This is a genomic window from Terriglobia bacterium (assembly GCA_020073085.1).
GTDB lineage: Bacteria > Acidobacteriota > Terriglobia > JAIQFV01 > JAIQFV01 > JAIQFV01.
In genome coordinates this window covers 170,047-194,399 of the sequence record JAIQFV010000002.1, presented here as the reverse complement: position 1 = coordinate 194,399, position 24,353 = coordinate 170,047, and the positions used below count along the sequence as shown (strand labels likewise).

General features: G+C 57.6%; 16 protein-coding genes. 7 read left to right on the top strand and 9 right to left on the bottom strand.

Going from position 1 to position 24,353, the window contains the following annotated elements:
* The first annotated feature begins 119 nt into the window (after positions 1-119).
* Together thrC and LAO21_03200 are read left to right on the top strand one after the other, a co-directional pair.
* On the top strand, positions 120-1,358 hold the full coding sequence (gene thrC, locus LAO21_03205) for a threonine synthase (GenBank protein ID MBZ5551703.1): 1,239 nt from the start codon (positions 120-122) through the stop codon (positions 1,356-1,358).
* A gap of 316 nt (positions 1,359-1,674) precedes the next feature.
* Positions 1,675-1,950 carry a MoaD/ThiS family protein gene (locus LAO21_03200; protein ID MBZ5551702.1) on the top strand — a complete coding sequence of 92 codons (276 nt, stop codon included), beginning with the start codon at positions 1,675-1,677 and terminating at the stop codon, positions 1,948-1,950.
* Here LAO21_03200 and cobA read toward each other — a convergent pair.
* The 7 genes from cobA to hemE all read right to left on the bottom strand — a co-directional run bounded on the left by cobA (position 1,934) and on the right by hemE (position 10,869).
* Positions 1,934-2,758 (bottom strand): uroporphyrinogen-III C-methyltransferase, encoded by an 825-nt coding sequence (gene cobA / locus LAO21_03195; protein MBZ5551701.1) that lies wholly within the window; start codon positions 2,756-2,758, stop codon positions 1,934-1,936. The two genes, LAO21_03200 and cobA, sit on opposite strands and share 17 nt — an antisense overlap.
* Complete coding sequence (locus tag LAO21_03190) at positions 2,755-3,333, bottom strand: bifunctional precorrin-2 dehydrogenase/sirohydrochlorin ferrochelatase (GenBank protein MBZ5551700.1); 579 nt, start codon at positions 3,331-3,333, stop codon at positions 2,755-2,757. Before LAO21_03190 ends, cobA begins: the two co-directional genes overlap by 4 nt.
* Positions 3,334-3,363: 30 nt before the next feature.
* Positions 3,364-5,334 (bottom strand): nitrite/sulfite reductase, encoded by a 1,971-nt coding sequence (locus LAO21_03185; GenBank protein MBZ5551699.1) that lies wholly within the window; start codon positions 5,332-5,334, stop codon positions 3,364-3,366.
* Between the two features lie 451 nt (positions 5,335-5,785).
* On the bottom strand, positions 5,786-7,249 hold the full coding sequence (gene hemG / locus LAO21_03180) for a protoporphyrinogen oxidase (GenBank protein ID MBZ5551698.1): 1,464 nt from the start codon (positions 7,247-7,249) through the stop codon (positions 5,786-5,788).
* Positions 7,250-7,265: 16 nt separating this feature from the next.
* Positions 7,266-8,261 (bottom strand): ferrochelatase, encoded by a 996-nt coding sequence (gene hemH / locus LAO21_03175; GenBank protein ID MBZ5551697.1) that lies wholly within the window; start codon positions 8,259-8,261, stop codon positions 7,266-7,268.
* A 59-nt stretch (positions 8,262-8,320) separates the two neighbouring features.
* Positions 8,321-9,736: an oxygen-independent coproporphyrinogen III oxidase gene (gene hemN / locus LAO21_03170; protein MBZ5551696.1), complete on the bottom strand. Its 1,416-nt coding sequence runs from the start codon at positions 9,734-9,736 to the stop codon at positions 8,321-8,323.
* A gap of 80 nt (positions 9,737-9,816) precedes the next feature.
* Positions 9,817-10,869 (bottom strand): uroporphyrinogen decarboxylase, encoded by a 1,053-nt coding sequence (hemE, locus tag LAO21_03165; protein MBZ5551695.1) that lies wholly within the window; start codon positions 10,867-10,869, stop codon positions 9,817-9,819.
* 361 nt (positions 10,870-11,230) lie between these two features.
* On the opposite strand from hemE, the gene dnaA reads away from it, so the two are divergent.
* The 4 genes from dnaA (at position 11,231) to gyrA (ending at position 19,188) form a co-directional block, all read left to right on the top strand.
* Positions 11,231-12,565, top strand: coding sequence for a chromosomal replication initiator protein DnaA (gene dnaA / locus LAO21_03160; GenBank protein MBZ5551694.1), 1,335 nt, complete (start codon positions 11,231-11,233; stop codon positions 12,563-12,565).
* 262 nt (positions 12,566-12,827) lie between these two features.
* Positions 12,828-13,943 (top strand): DNA polymerase III subunit beta, encoded by a 1,116-nt coding sequence (dnaN, locus tag LAO21_03155; protein ID MBZ5551693.1) that lies wholly within the window; start codon positions 12,828-12,830, stop codon positions 13,941-13,943.
* A gap of 173 nt (positions 13,944-14,116) precedes the next feature.
* A complete protein-coding gene (gyrB, locus tag LAO21_03150; protein ID MBZ5551692.1) occupies positions 14,117-16,594 on the top strand; it encodes a DNA topoisomerase (ATP-hydrolyzing) subunit B in 2,478 nt (825 codons plus the stop codon).
* 77 nt (positions 16,595-16,671) lie between these two features.
* A complete protein-coding gene (gene gyrA / locus LAO21_03145) occupies positions 16,672-19,188 on the top strand; it encodes a DNA gyrase subunit A (GenBank protein MBZ5551691.1) in 2,517 nt (838 codons plus the stop codon).
* Between the two features lie 114 nt (positions 19,189-19,302).
* Here gyrA and LAO21_03140 read toward each other — a convergent pair whose 3' ends face one another.
* The gene (locus LAO21_03140; protein MBZ5551690.1) at positions 19,303-19,932 is read right to left on the bottom strand and encodes a DUF1579 domain-containing protein; all 630 of its coding nucleotides are present in this window, start codon (positions 19,930-19,932) and stop codon (positions 19,303-19,305) included.
* A gap of 288 nt (positions 19,933-20,220) precedes the next feature.
* A complete protein-coding gene (gene rsgA / locus LAO21_03135; protein MBZ5551689.1) occupies positions 20,221-21,285 on the bottom strand; it encodes a ribosome small subunit-dependent GTPase A in 1,065 nt (354 codons plus the stop codon).
* A 903-nt stretch (positions 21,286-22,188) separates the two neighbouring features.
* Here rsgA and LAO21_03130 point away from each other — a divergent pair.
* Positions 22,189-24,273 (top strand): radical SAM protein, encoded by a 2,085-nt coding sequence (locus LAO21_03130; GenBank protein ID MBZ5551688.1) that lies wholly within the window; start codon positions 22,189-22,191, stop codon positions 24,271-24,273.
* Positions 24,274-24,353: the final 80 nt, after the last annotated feature.

Genomic DNA, 24,353 nt, shown 5'->3' with positions numbered 1-24,353 from the left:
TTTAGCGCGGGATTTATTTTATTGGCTCCAGCCCGCGCAGGTCCCCCTGAGGCCCACCGTTCATTCGAAGGACCGGGAGAGTGCTCCCGGAAGTCAGTCAGAAGGAAGGAGTACCTGCCATGAGTTTTGTCATTGGATTGAAATGCCGCGAATGCGGAAAACAGTATCCCAAGGGGCTTCGCGCCGGATGTGAGGAGTGCTTTGCCCCCTTGGAGGTGGTTTACGATTACGAGGGGATATCCCGCTCGCTTACACGCGAAACGATCCAGTCGCGTGAAAAGAACATGTGGCGCTTCCGCGAGCTGTTGCCGATCGAAGAAGACCCGCAGGTGGGCCTGGCCACCGGCGGAACACCGCTGATTCGCGCCGACCGGCTGGGCCGGATCTTCGGCGCCAGGAATCTCTATATCAAGAACGACAGCGTGAATGCGCCCACGCTTTCTTTCAAGGACCGCGTCACGGCCGTGGCCATCAACAAGGCCCGCGAATTCGGGCTGGAAGCTGTGGGCTGCGCTTCAACCGGAAACCTCGCCAACTCCGTGGCCGCCAATGCGGCGCTGGCCAATTTGCCGGCTTATATCCTCATCCCCGAGAACCTGGAAAAGAGCAAGGTCACCGCGACATCCATCTATGGCTCGCGTGTCATCCGCATCCGGGGAAACTATGACGACGTGAACCGCCTGTGCAGCGAAATCGCCGACCGCTTCCCCTGGGGATTTGTGAACGTCAATCTGCGCCCCTTTTATGGCGAAGGCTCAAAGACCTTTGGGCACGAAATCGCCGAGCAGTTGGGCTGGCGCGCCCCCGATGCAGTTGTGGTGCCCATGGCCGGGGGATCTCTCATTTCCAAAATCCACAAGGCCTTGAAGGAATTCGAACGGCTCGGCCTTCTCGAAGGTGAGGCCCGGACAAGGGTTTACGGCGCCCAGGCCAGCGGATGTAATCCCATTGTCGATGCGGTGAAGCGCGGCTCCAACGACATCCGTCCCGTCAAGCCCAACACCATCGCCAAGTCCCTGGCCATCGGAAATCCGGCTGACGGATATCATGCCGCTGACGTGATCGCCCGCAGCGGCGGCTGGGCCGAGGATGTGACCGACGAGGAAATCGTGGCGGGGATTCGGTTGCTGGCAGAAACGGAAGGTATTTTTACGGAAACGGCGGGCGGGGTCACGGTTGCAGTGACCCGGAAGCTCTTCGACCAAGGCCGCATTCGACCGGAGGATCTCACCGTGCTCGCCATAACCGGTAATGGCCTGAAGACACAGGAAGCCGTTCAACTCGAACCGCCCGTCGTCATTGAGCCCCGCTTTGGCCAGTTTGAACAGACCATCTCTGAATTATGGGCAGTCGCCTAAAAATTTGGGAATGCGGATTTCGAATTGCGGAGTACCCATTGTGGATTGCGGATTTCGGACTGCGGCATACGACCGTGGAATTCGAATCGATGCTTGCTGAATGCTGAGAGCTGAAAGCCCCATGGATTTCGGAATGCAGAGTTCGGATCGCAGAACTAGAATCCTTGCTCGCTGATAGTTGACGGCTGAAAGCTGACAGCTCTATGAATTGCGGAATGCGGAGTTCGGAGTTCAGAATGTAGACTGAGGAATTCGAATGAATGATTGCTGAAGACTGAGAGCTGACGGCTGATAGCTCTCCGGAAGGAGTTACTCAATGTCACACCGAATACTCATCCCCACGCCGTTGAAGCGCTTTGCGGGGAATGCCGATGCCGTGGAGGTCGATGCTGCGACGGTCAAAGATATCATCGACAGACTTGAAGAACGATACCCCGGGTTTCGCGGCCGGCTTTGCGACGAAGGCGGCCAGCTGCGGCGCTTCATCAACGTTTACATTAACGGTGAGGATGTTCGCTTTCTGAATAACCTTGCGACGTCAATCCCCGAAGGGGCAGAAGTCTCCATCATTCCGGCTATTGCGGGTGGATAAGTTCAGCGGGGGCGTCGGGCTCAATTGCGGGCACAGCCCGCCGCTGCCGTTCAAACCAGTTGAGCGCCGTGCTGAGTTGCGCCACTTCGCCCACGATGATCAGCATGGGTGTAGTCAAGCAGGCCTCGGCAACTTGCGCCGCGATCGTGCTTAACGTCGCCACAATCGTGTGTTGATTTTGAAGTGTGGCCTCGCTGATCACGGCCACGGGCGTCGATGCCGACAGCCCTGCGCCAATTAATGACTCGACGATCGAGCGCAATCGCGAGCCACCCATGAAGATGACCAGCGTGTCCGCGGCCTTGGCGAGGCTGGCCAGTTTGTTCTCGCCGGTATCCTCTTCCCGACCCTCACGGGCGGTAATGAACGCTACCGAGGATGCGATGCCGCGATGAGTCAGCGGAATGCCCGCGTAGCTTGCCGCGCCGAGGGCCGATGACACACCCGGGATCAGTTCGAACTCGACAGCTGCTTCTTCACACGCCAGCGCCTCTTCGCCCCCGCGCCCAAAAACCAGTGGATCTCCTCCCTTGAGCCGCACCACCGTCTTTCCCGCACGAGCCTCGGAGACCATCCACCGGCTGATTTCTCTTTGGTCCATGGCATGACGCCCGCACCTTTTTCCGACAAAAATTCTTTCTGCTCTCTCGTCTGCTTCCAAAAGCAATTGAGGGCTGACCAGTGCGTCATAGAAGACGACGTCTGCTTGCCGCAGGGCGCGCAGGCCTCTCAAGGTGATCAGATCGCTGGCGCCCGGTCCGGCGCCCACGATGAGTACCCTTCCTGAATTGTCTTCAACCGTGCTCATCTTTGAATCGTCTTCTCGATCACTTCTTGAATGATTTGCTTCCGGGTCTCGAAATCCACCGGGATCTCGAACTTCAACCTCTGCCGCAGTTGCCCCAATTGCTTGATCCATTCCCCGGTCACGGACGGAATGGCTGCCTCGATTTCCTGTCGCAGCTGCCGGGCGAGCACCGGACTCAGCCCGTTGGTGGAGATGGCGATTTTAAGATCCCCCCGCTCCACCAAAGCCGGCGTATAGAAGTTGGAATGTTCGACGTCGTCCACCACGTTGTACAAAAGGCCGAGCCGTTCCGCTTCTTTGGCCAAAGCAACCTCCGTCGCAGGATCACCTGTGGCGCCAATCACGATGAAATAGCCCTTGCTGACATCGCTTCGCGCAAAGGGCCGATCGATGAGTTCAATGCGGCCGGCTTCGGCGAGTTCATCCAGACTGGCATTGACCGTGGGGGAGATCACGGTCACGGCGGCGCCCGCCGCCAGCAGTTGCCTGGTGCGCAGGGCCGCCATCGTGCCCCCACCCACCACCAGGGCCCGGCGGTTCTGAAGTCGGAGAAAAACAGGATATAGATCGCTCATGATGATCTCTCCCATGCTGTCTGCATCGTTTCAGAGGATGTCCGCAGAATTTTGTCCAGAACTCTCACCTTCATGTTTTCCAACGAACTCCCCCGGCGGCGGACTTTGAACTTTGGACTTTGAACTTGGAACTGAATTCCCGGCGCACTCTCCGACACCCATCACCACCTTGAACTCCTCCTCTGCGCCAAGGTCACGAAACAGCGCTGTATCCTTTTCGTAAGATGAAACCTCCTGATACTTGGCCAGCAGCGCGCGAAAACTCGCTTTGCCGAGACGGTCGACAAAGTCGCGAAACAGCTCGTTCTCTTGCTTGTTTTCCCGGTAGAAGAGCAACAGCTCACGTGTAGCCTCGGGTACCCGTCTCGCCGGGATCTGTGCGATAGGGACGGCAAATTCCGCCAACCCTTCGCGCGTCCGGCCTCCCAGCATCACGACGTATTTGGGCAGTTCGTGCCCCTTCACGTTTTCGCTGGCGCCATAAAATCCGATGTCGGCGATGTGATGTTGGCCGCAGGAATTCATGCAGCCGGAGATTTTGATTGAAAGTTGTTCGAGTTCAGGAAATTCCCCCAGGTCCCTTTCAACCAGGGGCGCCAGGGCCTCCGCCAGTCCGCGCGAATGCGTGATCGCAATCTGGCATGTATCGGCGCCGGGGCAGCGCGTGATATCGGCCAACTGGTGCGCTCCGCCGTGCGCCAGTCCGGCTGCTTCAAGTTGGTCGTACACCAACCGGACTGCGGCATTCGGGACCCACCGCAACATCAGGTTCTGGGAGATGGCCACCTGGAGCCGGCCTCCGCAAAACCGTTGAGCCGTGCGGGCGATGTGGCGCAGGTTCGTCACGGTTAGATCCCCGAGCGGCGACCGCACGATCACGGCGCTCCAGCCTTTCTGCTTTTGGGGAATGACATTCGAGCCTTGCCACTTCAGGAACCGGCGCTCACGGTCAAACAAACTCCGGCTGGCCGAGGCGCTGACGTCCCGTCTGCCCCTGTCCTGAATGCCGGCAGTGAGGCGACCCGAGACCCCGTCCTCAATCACCCTTTTGAATTCGATCTCTCCGAGGGGCGGTTGTTCCTCTTCCAGGTTGAACGGAATGGCCGCACGTCCCGATTGCGTCAGCGAAACAACCCTCCGCTCTTTGAGGACCGCTTCACGAAACTTCTCCCATCCCCACTCCCGGATGAGAAATTTCAGCCGGGCGCGCATGCGGTGCGAGCGGTCCTCCCGCCGTTCTCCAAAGCGATCGAATACCCGCAGGACGGCCTCCGCGGTCGCAATCAACAGGTGTCCCGGAGTGAACTCCTCGAGCCGCTGTGCCGATGCCGGCTGCGCGCCCAAGCCGCCCCCGAGGTAGATTCGAAAGCCCCGTTCGCTCGACCCATTCGCCCCTCGCGTCGCCGCCACTGCGCCGAAGTCATGAATCGGGGTCCGGGCGTGATCTTCTGTGCATCCCTCAAAGGCAATCTTGAATTTTCGCGGGAGATTCTGGTTCAAGGGATTCCTCAAAAAATACAGCGAAACCGCCTCGGCATACGGGCGCACATCAAACACCTCCGTCGCCGAGATGCCGGCAAAAGGGCAGGCGGTGACGTTTCGGACCGTGTTTCCGCAGGCCTCCCTCGTGGTCAGGCCGCTCTCCGCCAGGAGCGTGAGGACGGCCGGGAGATCCCGCCTCCGGATATAATGAAATTGAACATCCTGCCGCGTGGTGAGATGGACCTTGTGGCTCGGCGTAAAACGCTCCGCGATCTCAGCCAGGGTTTCAAGCTGCGCCGCATCGAGCTTCCCAAACCGGACCTTCACGCGGACCATGTGCTGGTCCGAAACCCCGCGAATCCCATAAATGCCGTTTTCCAGGCGAAAGCGTTTGAAGTCATCGGGATCGCTGTGAGCTCTTTCCAGGCGGTCGATTTCGCCGACGAGCCGGGCGATTTCGGCCTCTTGCTCGGGAGTTACTGCGTTCCGTGTCCGTGCTTGTTTTTGTGCGTTGCTCATAAATGATTTCCTCTTGTAGGGCGGCCAGATTGGTCGCCCTACTTGGCTACTTGAAATGGGCAGACGAGACGTCTGCCCCACAGCACAAACCACAGCAGAAAATAAAAAGCCCTTCGAAGTTTATCTGTCTTCGAAGGGCTTGATCTTGGGGTCCGAATCTAATTCAGCGTTTCTCTTTGAAATCCTTCTTGCTGATTCGATTTCCTTGTGAGGGGCCTGCTCTTATCTCTCCCCTCCACAATGCCCGACCGCATCCGCCCTTTGAAGTGGCGACCAACAACACATCGCCATGGCTTCGTGGCCCCAACAGCAAGGGGTCGCAGGGCAAGAACAACGCTGAAAGAGTGGATGCATAATCGTCAGCAAATTGAGAATTAGCTTTTTACGACAAACACGAGGGGGATGTCAATGATCGATTTGTATTTTTGTGTCCACACGGCGATGTCCCCGTTCATTGGCGTTTGTCTGCAGACAAGATTTGTTTGACCGTTTCATGTGCCTGCTTGATGCAATCGCCGACCGAGACTCCGCTGAGGTAATTTCCGGCAAGGTAGACGCCCGGGATTTGAGCGATGGCGCGGCGTGCCGCATCGATGCGGGCCTTATGCCCCAGATTGTACTGGGGGATGGCATGATCGTACCGGTTGACCGTCACCACGCGGGGAGCGGCGGAAATTCCCAGAATGGTCCGGAGGTCATTGCGGACGGCATCGACGAGCTGTCCTTCGCTGAGGGAAAGGATGCCGGGATCTGTGGCGCCCCCGATGAAATTAGTTAACAGGACCCAACCCTCGGGTGCGCGGCGAGGATAGAGCGACGAGCTCCAGATACATCCGAGTAAACGAATCCCCTCCGTGCGCGGGATCAGAAACCCAAATCCGTTGAGGTTGTGCGGAACATCGGATTTCTTCCACGCCAGACACACTCCCGCCAGTGGCGGCAGTTCAATGGAAGCCAGCCCCATGGACGCCTGAGTGAACTCCGCACTCAGCGTTTTTGGCCAGGGGTCTGCAGAGAGGCCTGCCGCGAGATTCTTCAAGTGTTCAGCTGTCTCGAATACCGGAGTGGCAAGAACCAGGCGGTCACTCCTGTATTGCTGCGCGCCGCCGTTTTCGCGGACTTCGAGGGTGAACCCGCCCCCGGCGCTCGCGCGGACGGATCGGACCTCGCAGTTCAAATGCACGCGAGCGCCCAGTTGATCGGCAATTCTCGCGGGAAATGTTTTCAAGCCGTTCTTGAATGAGCACAAGGTCCGCCGGATTTTGGGTTTACCCGCTGCCTCACGCTTCTTGCGCTCCGCCTTCATGTGCTTCATGAACCCCTTGAGCAACCCGCCATACTTCGCCTCCAGCTCGACCAGAAGCGGAAACACGCTTTGCATGCTCAGTTTCGCCGTATCCCCGGCGTAGATGCCGGAGACCAACGGGGCCAGCATGACGTCGTGCAGCTCCCGGCCCAGCCGCCGCGTGACAAATTCCCGGATGGATTCTTCATGTCCATCCGGATTGCGGGGGGCCCAGGGTTCACGAACCAACTTCACCTTGGCGCCGGCCGAGAGCAGCTTCGTGAATACGAGCGCGCCGGGTCCCATGGGCGCCCGGTGCAGCCGGCCGCAAAAGAAAATGTATCGCGGCATCTGTGCATCCGCTTCCAGCAGCTCCCCGTCCAGTCCGACATCGTGAATCAACGACAGCACCTCCTCGCTGGACTGAAAACTGTTCGGCCCGCCTTCGGTGAGGAAACCATCGATCACCCGGGTTTGCATGACCCCACCGGGCGCGGTCTCCCGGTCTAACACTTCGACGTCGAACCCGGCTTGGTGGAGCCGGTAGGCGCACGTCAGCCCGGAGATGCCTGCGCCGAGGATGATGATTTTCGGGGATCGGGCTGCGGTCGATGAGGAGGACGTTGTCATAATGGATAATGGAGAATCACGCCACTTTCAAGTGGGCAACCTGTTCTTTCACAATCGCCGCCAGAGCGGCGATAAAATTTGAATTCAGGTTGAGGGCGGCGGCGCGACGAAAATGGGGAATGCCCGCCTGGCGCGCCGTCTCGCGGTACTGAATGTCGATTTCGTAAAGCGTCTCGATGTGGTCAGAAACAAAACTGACGGGAACGACCAGGACCTGTTGTGTGCCGCGGCGCCCCAAGGTTTGGATCACTTCCTCAGTGCTGGGCTCGAGCCACTTCACCGGGCCCACCTTCGATTGAAAAGACAACGTCCAGGGGCCCTTGAGGCCCAGCCTCTCGTTGATCAGGTCCACCGTATGCCGGGTCTGGTCGAGATACGGGTCCCCTTCTTCAACGTACCGCTGGGGAATCGAGTGGGCGCTATAAATCACGTAGGTGGCCTTCGGGTCGGCCTCGGGGAACTGTTCGATCTCCGCGCGAACCAGTTCCGCCATCGCTTCAATATAAAGAGGCTCGTTGTACCAGCGTGTCACGTAACTCGCCCGAAGGCTTTCACCGGGGTCGTTCTGCCGGAGCCGGGCGTTGAAATAGTTGATGCAGGAACCGCTGGTGGTCACTGAGAATTGAGGAAAAAGCGGCAAAACGACGAGATGCGTGATTTCATCGCGCTGGATGGTTTCCAGTGCCTCGTCGATGGTGGGTCGCCAGCAGCGCATGCCGACGAAGGCCCTCACGTTGAGCCCCTCATTTGCCAGCTTCCTCTCCAGCGCCGCGGCCTGGTCCTCGGTAATCCGGCGCAAGGGGGAACCGCCGCCGATTTGGGCGTAATACCCGGACGACTTCTTCCGGCGTGTGGTCGCAATAAACCAGGCCACCGATTTGCGCAACCAATCACTCTTGATTCGAATGATATCGGGATCGGAGAAGAGGTTATACAGAAACGGCTTGACGTCCTCGAGGGATTCCGGACCGCCGAGATTGAAGAGGAGGACGCCGATGCGGGGTGGTTTCATGAATGAGATGGCCGGATACTGCGGAGCAGACTGGCCCAGGCGCGGGCAGCCGGCTCGATCTACAGGGTCTTTGAGAACAGCGGCTTGGCCGAATCTTTTTTCTCGCGCAGGTATTTGTCGAACGCCATACCTACGATCCGAATGAAGATCCTGCCGGTCAGCGTCACCGCGATCGTGTCCCCGTTCAATTCCAGCAGGCCGTCGTCCGCCAGTTCCCGGAGTCGGGGCTGCTCTCCGGCGAAGTAGGTGTCGAAGTCCAGGTTGAATTCAGACTCGATTTCAGATTTGTGAAGTACGCAATGGCACAGAATCCTGTTGATCACCGTGCGGCGGACGACGTCGTCCTCCGTCAACCGCATTCCCCGCATGATGGCCAGGCGGTCCTGGTCGATGGCTCCGGAATAGGACTCGAGATCGCGGTAGTTTTGCGCATAGGTCCGATCGATGCCGCTGATGGAGCTGACCCCCAGGCCAAACAGGTCGGCGCCCGCCTTGGTGGTGTATCCCTGAAAATTCCGATGCAGGGTCCGGTCCCGCTGGGCGATGCACAGTTCGTCGTTGGGCCGGGCAAAATGATCGAAGCCGATATAATCGTATCCGGCGGCCGTGAAGCGCTCGACCCCGCTGCGAAAGATCTTGAATTTGTCGCGCCCATCCGGGATGAATTGAGCAAAGGAGCCCTGCTGCTTCTTCAACCACGGGACATGCGCATAACTGAACATCGCAATGCGGTCGGGGTTGATTTCAATCACCTTGTCGACCGATTCAGCGAATGAATCGCCGGTCTGGTGTGGCAGGCCGTAAATCAAGTCGATATTGATCGACTCGTAACCGGCAGCCCGGCATTGTTCCACGAGCTGGCGGGTGAGCTCGTAGGACTGGATTCGATGGATCGTCTTCTGGACGAGCGGAGTGAAATCCTGGACCCCCATCGAAATGCGATTGAATCCCAGCCGGCGCAAAGTCCGCACATGTTCTTCCGTTGTGACCCGCGGATCCACTTCGACCCCGATCTCGGCGTGGGACGCAAATCGAAACCGCTCCCGGGTGAACAGAAACAGATCCTCCAGCTGCGCGGGTGACATGTAGGTCGGCGTCCCCCCGCCCCAGTGGAACTGGATCACCTCCCGCTGGGAACTGACGTGCCGGGCAAAGGCATTGATCTCCCGCTTCAAGCGGTCGAGATAGGGCGTCGCCCCGTCATGATTTTTTTGGATCACCACGTTGCATCCGCAAAAAAGGCACAACGAGTCGCAAAAGGGCAGATGCATGTACAAAGAGATCGGCCGCGGATGGGCGCCGGCGTTGGAGGCCTCCAGCGTCTTCTCCATGTCACTGGGCCCGAAATCGTCCTTCCATTCCGGCGCCGTCGGATAACTGGTGTAGCGCGGCCCGGGGACGTTGTACTTTTCCAGCAGCTGCAGTGGAAAAGCGACCTGCTGATCTCTAAATCGTATTTCCAATTTCTCGTCCAAAAACCTGTTCCTCGCTCTTTCTAGTTCTTTTGTTGCGGCGTCCTGTAGAGACGTCTCTACAGGGGCCGGTTCCACGCCGTTCACGGCTGCTTTACGACCTGACTCGGCTGCACCATAAAGATCTTTTTCGCTGTCTCCACGAAGGTCGCTACGTTTTCCTCCGGGGTGGTCGGCAGGATGCCATGGCCCAGGTTGAGAATGTGCCCTCGTCCACCCCCCTTGAAGATCGCCTGCTTGGCTTCGTGCTCGACGGCCCCGGGTGTGGACAAGAGAACGCAGGGATCAACGTTGCCCTGCAAGGCGATGGTGGAGTCGAGCCGCGCGCGAACCTCACCGAGATCCACGCGCCAGTCCACGCTCAGGACATCGGCTCCGGACTCCGCCATGGCCTCCAGTAAGGCTCCACAACCATTCACAAAAAGGAGGCGCGGCACGCCCAGATTTCCGATGGACTCGAAGATCCTCTGCGTATAAGGGAGGGCAAATTCCCGGTACTGCGCCGCCGACAATTCTCCGGCCCAGGTATCGAAAAGTTGAATCGCCTGCGCGCCCGCATTGATCTGGGCCCGCACATAAAGCGAAACGGTCGCGGCAATTTTATCGAGCAAAGCATGCAACGTCGCTGGCTGGCTGTAAAGCATCGCCTTGATCACGGCGAAGTTGCGCGACCCGCCACCTTCGATCATATAGCTCGCCAAGGTGAACGGTGCGCCGGCAAAACCAATGAGCGGGGCTTCGTCTCGGAGCTCCTTGCGCAGCCTTTCCAGGATTTCCAGGACGAATTTCGTCGAACTTGTGGGGTCCGGGACCCTGAGTTCTTTGACATCCTGGGAAGTGCGCACCGGGTTGGCGATCTTAGGCCCGCCCTCCGGAATGGAGACATCCAAGCCCATGGCTTGGACCGGCACCAGGATGTCCGAGAACAGGATGACAGCATCCATTTGAAACCGCCGGTACGGCTGGAGGGAGATCCTGGTGGCCAGCTCAACATCCTTGACCAGCTCCATGAAGGGGATGTTGCGGCGGATTTCACGATACTCGCGCATATAGCGCCCCGCCTGCCGCATCAGCCAAACCGGCACCCGATCCACGGGCTCCCGCCGGCAGGCGCGAAGAAAACGATCATTCCCCATCACAGCGTTGTCCCCCTGGCGTCCCGCTCGAGTTGTTGTCGCCCACTGGCGACTGAATCGACCCACAGAGAATTGCGAATGATATCAGATTCAGCAGGTCTCGAAAAGCTGATTTGCCGATCCCCCTCGTGAACTTGAACCCTTCCGCCCGTCCCCCAGGGCGGCTCTTCCGAACGCTGTTTTTCACATCAAAATCCCTCGTTTTTTGCCGAAAGATTCATTGCGGCAGGGCATCCAATATGCTATAATTTTTTGAAATTTTAAAGGCCCTACTCAAGCCATACCGTGAGTAACCACGAACAGTAGTTTTCCACAGGCTGTGGAAAACTTTGTGAAAAATAAATCAGCTAAATCCTTATATATGAATGTATGGCAAAAGATCCTTTCATCCCTTGAAAATCGCGTTGATCCCCAAAATTTTGATACCTGGCTTAAACCGACGCGCTTGAGCCAGGTAAAAGACTCTGTCGCTTTTGTGGATGTTCCGAACGAGATCTTCAGGGAGTGGATCCTCGAAAATCTGATGGACGAAATCAACCGCTCCGTGGTTGAGATTGGGGCACAGATTGCCCGTTTCGAATTCTTGGTTCAACCAGCGTCGTCCGGGGGAGAAGCGGCGGGTAAGGCGACTCGCCTGGCTCGTTTTCCCCAGCAAGCCGCCCTCGATTTTGATTCGATTGATCACCAACTCAACCCGAAATACACCTTCGACACCTTCGTGGTGGGTTCCAGCAACCAATTCGCCCATGCGGCGGCCCGGGCGGTGGCCGAATCACCCTCCAAGGCATACAACCCCCTGTTCATCTATGGCGGCGTCGGATTGGGCAAGACCCACCTGATGCATGCCATCGGTCATATGATCAAACGGCATAACAGCAAGTCTCGTCTCACTTATGCCTCCACGGAGAAATTCACTAACGACGTCATCTCCTCGTTGCGCTATGACAAGATGGTGTCCTTCCGCGAAAAATACCGGAACGTGGACGCTTTGCTGATTGACGACGTCCAGTTCATTGCCGGGAAGGAGCGCACCCAGGAGGAATTCTTTCACCTCTTCAATGCGCTCTACGACAACCAGAAGCAGATCGTGATCTCGAGTGACTGCCCGCCCAAGGATATTCCGACCATTGAAGAGCGGCTGAAGTCGCGTTTTGAGTGGGGGTTGATCGCCGACATCCAGCCCCCGGACCTCGAGACCAAGATCGCCATCCTCCAGAAGAAGGCCGAGTCGGAGAAGGTGAAGATCCCCGATAACGTCGCGCTGTTTATTGCCAGCAAGATCAAGTCGAACATTCGCGAGCTGGAAGGATCGCTGATTCGTCTCGTTGCCTACTGTCAACTCAAGGACTTGGAAATCAATGTTGAGGTGGCGCAGCAGGTCTTGAGGAGCATTCTCGACTCGCAGGAAAAGCGCATCACGATCGAGATGATTCAGAAGGCCGTCTCCGAGCAGTTCGGCTTGAAGGTTTCGGACCTGAAGTCGAAGAACAATTCGAAGAGCATCTCTTATCCGCGCCAGATTGCCATGTTCCTGGCCAAACAGTTGACCAGCGCCTCCCTGCCGGAAATCGGCCGCGAATTTAATGGGAAGCACCACACCACGGTGCTTCACTCCATTCACAAAATCGAGGAACTGCGGAAGAGCGACAAGGATTTAAACAGATTGATCAACAAGCTAACCGCTTCTTTCCAATAGGGTGGTCGGTCTTTCTCACAGGAGGTGATAGAGAAACCCTGTAGAAAACTCGGGAAGGAGAAAAGAAGGACCGTTTGTCACAGGGGAACACAGCGAAGCCACAGATTTCTATTCTGCCGAAGCAGGGAAGGGGCAAGCGGAATCGGGTGAAGCGGGGTTATTCAGATTTCAACAGGCGTTATCATCATCATTACTTTATACCCTGATTAATTGATTTACTTTGGCAGAAGTCGAAACCGTCTCAGTCACCGAGGAAACCTTCATGATCGAATTCACGGTTAAGAAATTTGATCTGCTCAAAGAGTTGACCTTTACTCAAGGGGTGGTGGAGAAAAAGGCGACCATTCCGATCCTGCAGAATGTGATGCTGGAAGCGGAGGGGGATCGGCTGTCGATCGTCGCCACGGACCTTGAGATTGGAATCAAGACCGGCTGTGACACCAAGTTGAAATCTCCGGGGGCGATCACGGTCCCGGCCAAGCGCTTTTTTGACATCGTGCGGGCGATGCCCGACGCCGACATCAAATTCAAGGGGCAGGAGAACAACTGGGCCACCGTGACCTGTCAGAAGTCCTCCTTCAAGCTGGTTGGGACGGCGACGGATAATTTTCCGGCGATGGCGGAGTTCAAGCATCCCCTGGTCACCATCCCGGCGCGGATGCTGGCCCGGATGATTGACTGCACTATTTTTGCCATCAGTGCGGAGGAATCCCGCTATACCCTCAACGGGGCGCTCTTGTTGCTGAAGCCCAACAGCATGACCATGGTGTCGACCGATGGGCATCGCCTTGCGCATATCGAACAAAACCACGAGTTCACGGGGCTGAACACCGAGTTGCGCGCCCTCATCCCGAAGAAGGCGATGGCCGAGTTGACCCGGTTGTTGGGGGAAGCCGACGAGAAATCGGCAGTGGAGATGGGGAAGGACGAGAATCATCTCTTCTTCAAATTGGGGAACCGGCTGCTTGTTTCCCGCATGTTGTCGGGACAGTTTCCCAATTACGAAGCGGTCCTGCCGCGAGAGAATGAGAAGAGTATTTCCATGGGCCGGGAGGAGTTTCTGGCGGCCTTGCGCCGCGTGTCCCTCCTCTCGGATGAACGGTCGCATGCCGTCAAGCTGAATATCGGAGAACAGAAACTGGAGATCTCCTCCAGCCACGCCGACTACGGCGAGGCACATGACGAACTGGAAGTCGACTATTCCGGTGCGCCGCTCGAGCTGGGGTTCAATGGACAATACCTCTTGGACTTTCTGTCGGTCATCAGCGAGGACAAGGTGAGCTTTGAGTTCAAGGATGAGCAGAGCGCCGGGCTTCTTCGGCCGCTCAGCGAGGATGGCGTCAACTACCGCTACATTGTGATGCCGATGCGGATTTGAAAGCAGGGTGGCGGCGGGAGGAATCAAGCGGGTGAAGGGGCTTCAGCGGGAGATCACGATTAGAGAATTCAGGATTGGATGGGTCAGCGAGTTTCTGGAGAAATAGACCGACTCCCCCGGGGGTCGGTTTTTCTTTTCTAAGCGGAACCTTAGAAGCGAGGATTGAATCGTTCATGACTAAAGGCAGCAACCACGAAAATATTGTGTCCGAGCGAAGACCAAATGGAAGCTCGGGGCACTACGATGCGGATAGCATCAAGGTCCTGGAGGGCCTGGAGGCCGTCCGGATGCGCCCCGCCATGTATATCGGCTCCACGGGCGAGATGGGCCTGCATCATCTGGCTTACGAAGTCATCGACAACTCCATCGACGAGGCGCTGGCGGGATATTGCACCCGCGTGGACGTCACCATTCACGTGGACAACTCAGTGACCGTGGTGGATAACGGACGCGGCATCCCGGTCGATGAGCATCCCACCGAAAAAGTGTCGGCGGCAGAGGTGGTGATGACCAAGCTCCATGCCGGCGGCAAGTTTGATTCCAACAGCTACAAGGTTTCGGGCGGGCTGCATGGGGTCGGCGTTTCGGTGGTCAACGCCTTGAGCGAGATGCTCGACCTGGAAATCTGGCGCGACGGATATGTTTACCAGCAATCGTATGAACGCGGGAAACCGCAAGCCCCGCTCAAGAAAATGGGCAAATCACAGAAGCAGGGGACCCGCGTCACGTTCCATCCCGACACCGAGATCTTTGACACCGTGGAATTCAACTTCGACACCCTGTCGCAGCGGTTGCGTGAACTGGCCTTCCTGAACAAGGGACTGGTCATTACGATCACCGACGAGCGCTCTGAAAAGAAGCATGAGTTCAAGTTCACGGGCGGCATCGCGGAGTTCGTCAAGCAACTCAACAAGAACAAGTCCGTCCTTCACGACAAGCCCATCTACTTCGAGGCAGATCGCGAGTTTGGCAGCGAGAAAGAAGACGGGACCAAGGACCGGGTCAACATTGAGGTGGCGATTCAGTACAACGACGGCTACGCCGAGAACGTGTACTCGTTCGCCAACAACATCAACACGATTGATGGCGGCACGCACTTGTCGGGGTTCCGGTCCGCCTTGACGAAGGCGATCAACAATTACGGCGGCTCGAGCGGGCTGTTCAAGGAAGTGAAGGAGGGTGTGCAGGGAGATGACGTGCGGGAAGGGTTGGTGGGTGTCATCAGCGTCAAGCTCCCGCAGCCGCAGTTCGAGGGACAAACCAAGGGAAAGCTGAACAGCGATATCAAGGGCGTCGTGGACTCCTTCCTGTATGAGCGCCTGATGGACTATTTCGACAAAAACCCGCCCGTGGCGCGCAAGGTGGTGGGGAAGGCCATTGACGCGGCCCGTGCGCGCGAGGCGGCGCGCAAGGCCCGGGACCTGACGCGGCGCAAAGGCGCCCTGGATAGCGGGTCGCTGCCCGGAAAGCTCGCGGATTGCCAGGAGCGGAACCCGGAATTTTGTGAATTATTCCTGGTGGAGGGCGACTCCGCCGGCGGCAGCGCCAAGCAGGGGAGGGACCGCGCCACGCAGGCCATCCTTCCGCTCAAAGGAAAAATCCTGAACGTCGAAAAGGCGCGCTACGACAAGATGCTGGCTCACGAGGAGATCCGGGCCATGATAACGGCGCTCGGCACGGGCGTGGGCAAGGGCGACGGGGACGAATCGGGTTTTGATGTCTCGAAGCTGCGCTACCACAAGGTCATCCTCATGACCGACGCCGACGTCGACGGGTCCCATATCCGGACCCTGTTGCTGACCTTTTTCTTCCGCCAAATGCCGGAACTCATCAAGCGCGGCCACGTGTACATCGCGCAGCCGCCCCTGTTCAAGATCAAGAAGGGGAAGAGCGAGCAGTACATCAAGGACGAAAAGGAACTCACCAAGGTGATCATGAAGCAGGCCGTCGAAAACAAGAAAGTGATCATCCCTCAGACCAACAAAGAACTGAGTAGTCGTGCGCTGACCTCTTTTCTCGGCAACATGGATGAGTACTATCGCTTCATGGACCGGATCGGCAAACGCATCCGGGACACGCGGGTGGTGGAGCTGCTGGTGGAAAACCAGGTGGATTCGCGCCAGGCGCTTTCCGATGAGAAACGGCTGGAGAAGCTGTCGCAGAAACTTTCGATGATGGGATTCGACAGCACGGTCGGGCGCGATGAAGAACACGATCTGTTCGAACTGGTTGTTACAAATCTGAATAGCAGCGAGGCCACGCACATCGGCTGGGATTTCATTTCCCTGCCGGAATACCGCCGCATCGTGCAACTGACCAAGCTGGTGGCGGAGTACAACACGCCTCCCTTCGTGGTGGAAGAGGAAAAGGAGAAGACCGAGATTGCCACGACGAGGGAGCTCGTCGACTTCATCCTGACGCAAGGCAAAAAGGAATTCACCATCCAGCGGTACAAAGGGTTGGGAGAAATGAATCCGGAACAGCTCTGGGAGACGACCATCAACCCGGAAACCCGGACGTTGCTTCAGGTGCGCATCGAGGATGAGCCGGAGAGCGATGAGATCTTTACGATCCTCATGGGCGACGAAGTCGAGCCGCGCCGGCAATTCATCGAGCAGAACGCGCTCGATGTGAAGAATTTGGATATTTAAGAAAAGCCACCGCGGAAGCGCCGAGATCTCGGCGGTCTTTGCGGTGAATTCAAATCCAGGGGAACCATTAATCTTTCATGTCCACGGAACAACCACCCAAGGATCAAGGCAAGCCTCAACCTCCCGTCCAGCAACCGCTCCATCTGGGTAACCGCATCCCCGTCAACATCGAAGACGAGATGCGGCGCAGCTACCTGGATTACGCCATGTCGGTCATCATCGGGCGCGCCCTTCCCGATGTGCGCGACGGGCTGAAACCCGTGCATCGGCGCATCCTCTATGGGATGAACGAAATGGGGTTGGCCTCGAACAAGCCTTACCGCAAGTGCGCCAAGATTGTGGGCGAGGTGATGGGCAACTACCACCCCCATGGCGACGCCGCCATTTACGACACCCTGGTGCGCATGGCCCAGGAGTTCTCCATGCGCTATCCCCTGGTCGACGGGCAGGGGAACTTCGGTTCCATCGACGGGGATCCCCCGGCGGCGATGCGGTATACCGAGGCGCGCCTGCCGCGCATCGCCCAGGTGATGCTCGAGGATATCGACAAGGAAACCGTCGATTTCACGCCCAATTATGACGAGTCGCTCCAAGAGCCGCTGTGCTTGCCCGCCCGGCTGCCGAACCTCCTGGTGAATGGAAGCTCCGGCATTGCCGTCGGCATGGCAACCAACATCCCCCCGCACAACCTGGTGGAAATTGTGGATGCGACCGTGGCGCTCATCGAAGATCCTGAAACCACCGTCCCCCAATTAATGAAAAAAATCCCGGGACCTGATTTTCCGACGGGCGGCTTCATCTACGGCAAGGAAGGCATCAAGAACGCTTACGCGACCGGCCGCGGATCACTGATCATGCGCGCGCGCGCTGCCATTGAACATCTGACCAAGGACAAAGACGCCATCGTCATCACCGAGATCCCGTACCAGGTCAACAAGGCCAAGCTCATTGAGAAGATCGCCGAACTGGTGCAGGAAAAGAAAATCGATGGCATCAGCGATTTGCGCGACGAATCCGACCGCGAAGGGATGCGGATCGTGGTGGAGTTGCGCCGGGGCGAGCCGGCGGAGGTGATCCTCAACAATCTTTACAAGCAGACGCCGATGCAGAGCTCCTTCGGCGTGATCATGCTGTCGATCGTCAATGGCCGGCCGCGCGTGCTGAATCTGAAGGACATGATTCAGTACTTCATCGACCACCGGGTCATGGTGGTCCGCCGGCGGACGCAGTTTGAGCTTCGGAAAGCCGAGGAGCGCGCCCATATCCTCGAAGGGCTGAAGATTGCGCTCGATAATATCGATGCCGTCATCAAACTGATCCGCGCCAGCGCCACCCCCAAGGAGGCGCGCGAGGGGTTGATGGCCCGCTTCAAGCTGAGCGAGCGCCAGGCCCAGGCCATCCTGGAAATGACCTTGCAGCGGTTGACCGGCCTTGAGCGCGGGAAGATCCAGGCGGAATACGAAGAGTTGATCAAGCTGATCGAGAAGCTTCAAAGCATCCTGGCAAGCGAGAAAAAGCTGCGCGGCGTGGTGGTCGATGAGCTTCAGGAGATTAAAAGGATCTACGGCGACGTCCGCCGGACCCTGATCATCGACGAGCAGGCCGAAATCACGCTGGAAGATCTGATTGCGCAGGAGGATGTCGCCATCACGCTCACCCATACCGGCTACCTGAAGCGCACGCCGACCGCGATCTATCGGACCCAGACCCGCGGCGGCAAGGGGCGCATCGGGATGCGGACGCGCGAGGAGGACTTCGTCGAGCACCTTTTCATTGCCTCCACGCACTCCTACCTGCTCATCTTCACGAACAAAGGCAGGGTGTATTGGCTGAAGGTGTACGAGATCCCGGATGTCGGCACGGCCGGGAAGGGAAAGTCGATCGTCAACCTCGTCAACCTCACCGCCGGGGAAAAAGTGTCGGCCGTGCTGCCGGTGCTGAAGCTGGACGCGGAGGACAACGACAAGCAGTTCATCGTCATGGCGACGCAGCTCGGCGTCATCAAGAAGACGCCGCTGTCGGCCTTTGCGAACCCGATGGCGCGCGGCATTATCGCCATCAACCTCGATTCCAACGACGAGTTGATCGGGTGCAAGCTGACGGACGGGAAACAGGTTGTGTTCCTCGCGACGCACGACGGCAAGGCCATCCGCTTCCCTGAAGCTGAGGTGCGCGACATGGGGCGCCAGGCGCATGGCGTCCGCGCCATGAGACTCGGCAAGGGCGACTTTGTGGTCTCGATGGCGACGTTTGGCGAGAAGGGACTGGTGCTCTCAGTCACCGAGCGCGGTTACGGAAAGCGAACGGGGATTGAGGAGTATCGCCTCACGGCCCGTGGCGGCAAGGGAGTCATCAACGTCAAGACGACCGAGCGCAATGGCAAGGTGGTCGGCGCGCTGTGTGTCGAAGAAGATTCCGAGGTCATGTTGATCACGGCGCAGGGAAAAATCATCCGCACCGACTCGTCGCAGATCCGCGAAGCCGGGCGCTCCACCCAGGGGGTCCGCTTGATCGACCTCGAGGCCGAAGACCGCGTCGCCGCCTGCTCGCTGATTGAAAAGAACGCCGAGGAAGGGAATGGGAACGGGGAATAGGGACAAGGATAAGGCCTGTCCCTGGGCTTCGCCGCTCATCCAAATTCAGTCCTCGGAATAGGAGGTGGGTCGTCCCCTGATCTCACGGCGACGGTCCCCTAATTTCCGGGCCCTCTATTGCCCCTTGCGGGTGTACTGGATCTCCATCATCCGGTACTCTTTGCCCGTGGGATTGGGGCCATACATTTCGAAAAGGACCTCGTCCTTGCCGGCAAGGGTCATCTTCTCGCGGACAGTCATCACCTTTCCGGTCGTGAAATCATCCATCTTGCCGGTCGTCGTGAGAACTTTGCCTGCGGCATCGAAAGAACCGGTCGTGTTCAGTATTGACGTGCCTGCCGAATCCATCCACACGCTCACATACTTCTTCTTGTAGTTGTCGTAACCGGTGTACCCAAGCCCCGAGAAGGGCATGTTCATAAAAGTCCCTTCGAAGCGCTGCTCGAGAAACCGGCCTCCCAGGACCCATTTGTGCTCCGAGGTTCCTTCGGAAACCATCGGCGGCTTGGAAGGATCCATCCACATGGTGTTCTTCACATGCCAGGTGCCGACCAGCATATCAAGCTTCTTGTGTCCCTCCGAGGGGGTGGCCAGCTTTTCCATCATCGCCATCGCGGCCTTTTCGTCCATCGCCGGTTTCGCGGCGGTCTTGGCCGCCGGCTTCTTTTCCTGGTCCGTGCCGAAAACCAAGCCGGCAAAAATCACGACGAGAATCAAAGTCAAGAATACTCTTGCAAACTTCATAGAGTTCCTCCTGTCCTCTGGTAGAGTTGTTCAAACGTTTTTTGAGTCGAAATCAGAAACGACCACAATCCCCGGAGCAATGAGATTCCCAACTGGAGCTGGCGGTGCGCCGGGGTTGTGTTGGTACTAAAGTATCAGGGTGAACGGGATTTTAAGACGAGTTTCCGGATCCCGTCAACGCAAAGATACTGAAGAATCCAGTTGGGCGCGGACGAACACCGATGAACGCGGACGAAACGGCAGATCAAGGTATCCTAAACAGGAACCATGAAAAGGGGGCCCGCACCCCTAGTATTTCTTGGGGCCCCTCTTCTGTGCCTTGCAGAGTTTCTTCCAGCGCTCCTTGACCGCCCGTCGCGCCTCGGGATCGGTCTTGGTATCGAGAAACCGCAGCTCCGCCTGCATCTTCCGATAATTCTCCAGGCGCGCGCGATCGAGGGTGCCGTCCGCGAGGGCATGCGGGATGGCGCAACCGGGTTCACCACGGTGCTGGCAGTCGCGAAACCGGCATTGTTGCGCCAAGGCTTCGAGATCCTCGAAAGCTTGTGAAATTCCAACGGCGCTCTCCCACAGCTGCAACTCACGCATTCCCGGAGTGTCCACCACGATGCCACCGTCCGGCAGCACGAGCATTTGACGTGACGTGGTCGTGTGCCGCCCGCGATCATCTGAAGGCCGGACGGACTGGACGTGTTGGAGTGGGTCGCCCAGGAGCGCGTTGATGATGGTGCTCTTCCCGACTCCCGAGGAGCCGATAAACGCGGCCGTCCGTCCTGCTCCCAGATACTGCCGCACCGATGAAAGCCCTTCCCCGGTCGCGGCGCTCATCGCATGCACCGGTGCTCCCGGCGCGACCCGCTCCGCCCCCGGGCAAAGATCGCCGGCATCCGGACAAAGGTCGGCCTTGTTCAGGAGCACGACGGGTTGGGCCCCGCTCTGCCACACCAGCGTCAGATATCGCTCGATGCGCCGGAGTTTGAACTCCTGGTTGAGCGAGGTGACGATGAACACGATGTCGAGATTCGTCGCCAGGATCTGCTCGTCGATCGCTTGCCCGGCCACCTTCCGCGAAAGCAGGGTGCGCCGCGGCAGAATCGCGGTAATGAGGGCGCGCCCTTCTGACGGGCGCGGCGCGATGACGACCCAGTCACCCACCGCTGGAAAATCGCTCCGCTCTTCGGCGCGATAACGGACCCTCCCCGTAATTTGCGCGAGGAGTTCACCCTCTTCGACCATCACCCGGTATAGCCCCTTGCTCTCCTCCGACACGCGTGCGGGTACACAGCCGTTCGATTGTTCTTCCATAAAATGACCCTGAAAATAGGGATTCCATCCCAGTTCCGCCAATTGCATGCAAGTCTCTCCTCTTCTTGTTGGCTCCGGCCTTTCTTGACCGAAAGGCACGGGAATGAAGTTCTTGCGCAGCGAATCAATCGCCACGAATCGAGGTTGATATTGGTAGAAGGGGAAGGTCTGCGGAAGAAGAACGGGCGCCGAAAGTCTCGATGGATGCTGGGCATCCAGGCGCAAAACTCCTTGCCTTAAATCAGCGAGACGGAGGCAGACCTACCCCTGACGACAGAGACTGCAGACATAGGCTCCTCCTTGAGGAAAGTAGCACCGGGCAATTGCCCGGTGCGGAGGTTAGTATAACCCACTCACTGATACCGTCAACCCCCTTTGAGCGGACAAAGGTCAATTTCATTTTCATTACATTGGCAACTCCGAAGCCAATCCGAACGAACTCCTTTCCTATGCGTCACGATTGCCTCTGAAGGCACAAATCGCCTCCAACGGATTGATTCGTCAAGGGGAAGATCTGCCTGCCATTCAACAGCGATTTCAGGCACCTGAAAGGGGTTTTCATGGTGCCCTTTTTCTGGCCTCAGTTATGCAAGATTAGGCCACCTTGGGCTATCTCATTGAATGAACACAATATATTGCGTAATCAGCAGGCGTTTCATCGGTGAAACATTGGGGGGTTAATAGTGCCCATTCAGCGAAAAAAACTTGACATATATTCGATTTACCTGTGATATTCGGGCCTGATAAAGGCAAAACTCGCTGTCCTTTTGGCATGAGATCGGCCAAGCGCGGGCGGGATGACCATTTCATCACGCCTAACCCAAACATGACGTTGGCGGTTCGTGCCGTTTGGTTGAGACGGAAACCAGTTCTCATTGCGGCAACCAAGCACGAGGTGGGTAGATGTCGCCTAGGTTTGTCCGCCATAGATAAAGGAGTGTTAAGAAAAACATGCACAAGCCAATAAAGTATGTGGAGAAAGGCTTGACTTATTTAGCCGGTGGGGCGTGGAGTGTATTCGATAGGCTGAACCGCATTAAGCCGAACCCGGCGTTCACACCGAAGTGGTCGGATCGCCCCCTCCTGAAGTCCTATCAAAAAGTCAAACCGCCCCTGGGATGGCCGCGAACCACCGATTCGCTCTGCCCCAAGTGTGTGCCCGAGGTTCGCAAGCAGATCGTGGATGGCAAGATCCCCAAAGATATTCTGCTGAATGAAAGGGTGGGTGAAATCAAGGCGCAGATTGTGGAGCGTGACGGTCAGATCCTGATGATCAAGGACTGCCCCAAACACGGACATTTTGAAGACGTGATGTCGATTGACGCCGAGTTCTTCAAGCACCTGGAACAGGCTTATCCCGGCAGCGATATCGTCTCCCACAATGATGAGAAGTTGCACAATCACGGGACCAGCACGATCCGTTATGGCCGGGGTGCGGTCCTCACGATTGATCTGACCAACCGCTGCAACATGATGTGTGATCCCTGCTTCATGGACGCCAATCAGGTGGGTTTCGTACATGAACTGAGTTGGGAGGAGATCCAACGGCTGCTCGATAACGCCATCTCCCTCAAGCCGCGGCGCCAAATGAGCGTCCAGTTTTCGGGAGGTGAGCCGACCCTGTCGCCGTATTTCATCGATGCCGTCCGGTATGCGCGCAAGGTGGGGTACAACAGTGTCCAGGCAGCGACGAACGGGATCGAGTTCGCCAAGAGTGAGGAATTTTGCCGCCAGGCCGCGGAAGCGGGCCTTCGATATGCTTACCTCCAGTTTGACGGGATTGGAAACGCGGCCAATGAACATCGCAAGGTGGGGAACTTATTTGACGTTAAACTCCGTGCCATTGAAAACCTCCACAAAGCGGGTATCGAAATTGTGCCCGTGACCACCATTGTCAATGGCATTAACAACGAACAGGTGGGACGCATCATCCAATTCGCGCTGGACAACCCCAAGCGGGTCTCCTTCTGCTCCTTCCAGCCGGTTTCCTTCACCGGCCGCGATGAGGACATCTCCGATGAACGGCGCCAGGCGCAACGTTACACGCTTTCGCACCTGGCCCACGATGTGAAGAAGCAAACGGGCCTGGGCGAGCCCACCCGCGACTGGTTCCCGCTCTCCTTTATCAGCACGTTTGCGGATTGGGCTGATCTGGTTCACGGTCCCGGGGCGGACTGGGGTCAGTTGAGCTGTGGTTGCCACCCCAATTGCGGCGTCGGGATGGCGGTGATGATTGACAAGGAAACAAAAGAGGCCGCCCCGCTCACTTCGTTTCTCAATACCGACCGCCTGGCCCGCGATGTCGCCAGGGTCAACGATGGAGCGCGGAGCAAATTCGTTTCAATCCTGGGAATGGCACTCGCCGTGATGCGGAACTACGACCCTTTCAAAGCGACGACGCATTTCTCGGTGTTCGATCTGTTGAAGAAATTCGACAAAGGCTTTGGAGCGAGCGGAAGGGACTACGGCAAAGTGGGAGCCGACCGGACCATGGAAGATATCGAAAGACGCCGCCGGGACCGCTGGAACATCCTGTTCATTGCCGGAATGTGGTTCCAGGACCTGTTCAATTACGACTTCCGCCGCACGGAGCGGTGCATCATTCCGTACGCGACGCAGGAAGGCGAGATTTCGTTCTGTGCTTACAACACCGGCGTCGGCTGGCGCAATATCGTGGAGAAGATGCACATGACGGCCACGTTGACGAAGTGGTACGAAGAACATGGACGCCACGAGATCTTTGCCGGCGGTAAGAGCGTTAGCCTCGACAGCAGTGACCATTCCCTTGTCCTCAAAGAGGGTCTCATCACCACCGAGGTCCAGCACGATCTCGAGGAAAGGGGAATTGCCAAGACCGCGCGCGAAGAAAAACTGCGGGCGGCGCGAGAGCGATTGAAACAGCAGCAGGAAAACGAGCGGATGGCGAAGCTCTACCGACAGCACATTTTGAATGAACCCGTCCCCGAGGTACCGAAGATCGTCCAGTTACTGAACAAATATGGCATTGAGCCGCAGAAGGACGCGCCTCCGCAGTAGGCGTGTTCCGCAAAGACGGCAATAACGGCGGGCAGTATTTCATTTTCCGGGATCCTTAAAGATTCCCCGTAACCTCGTTT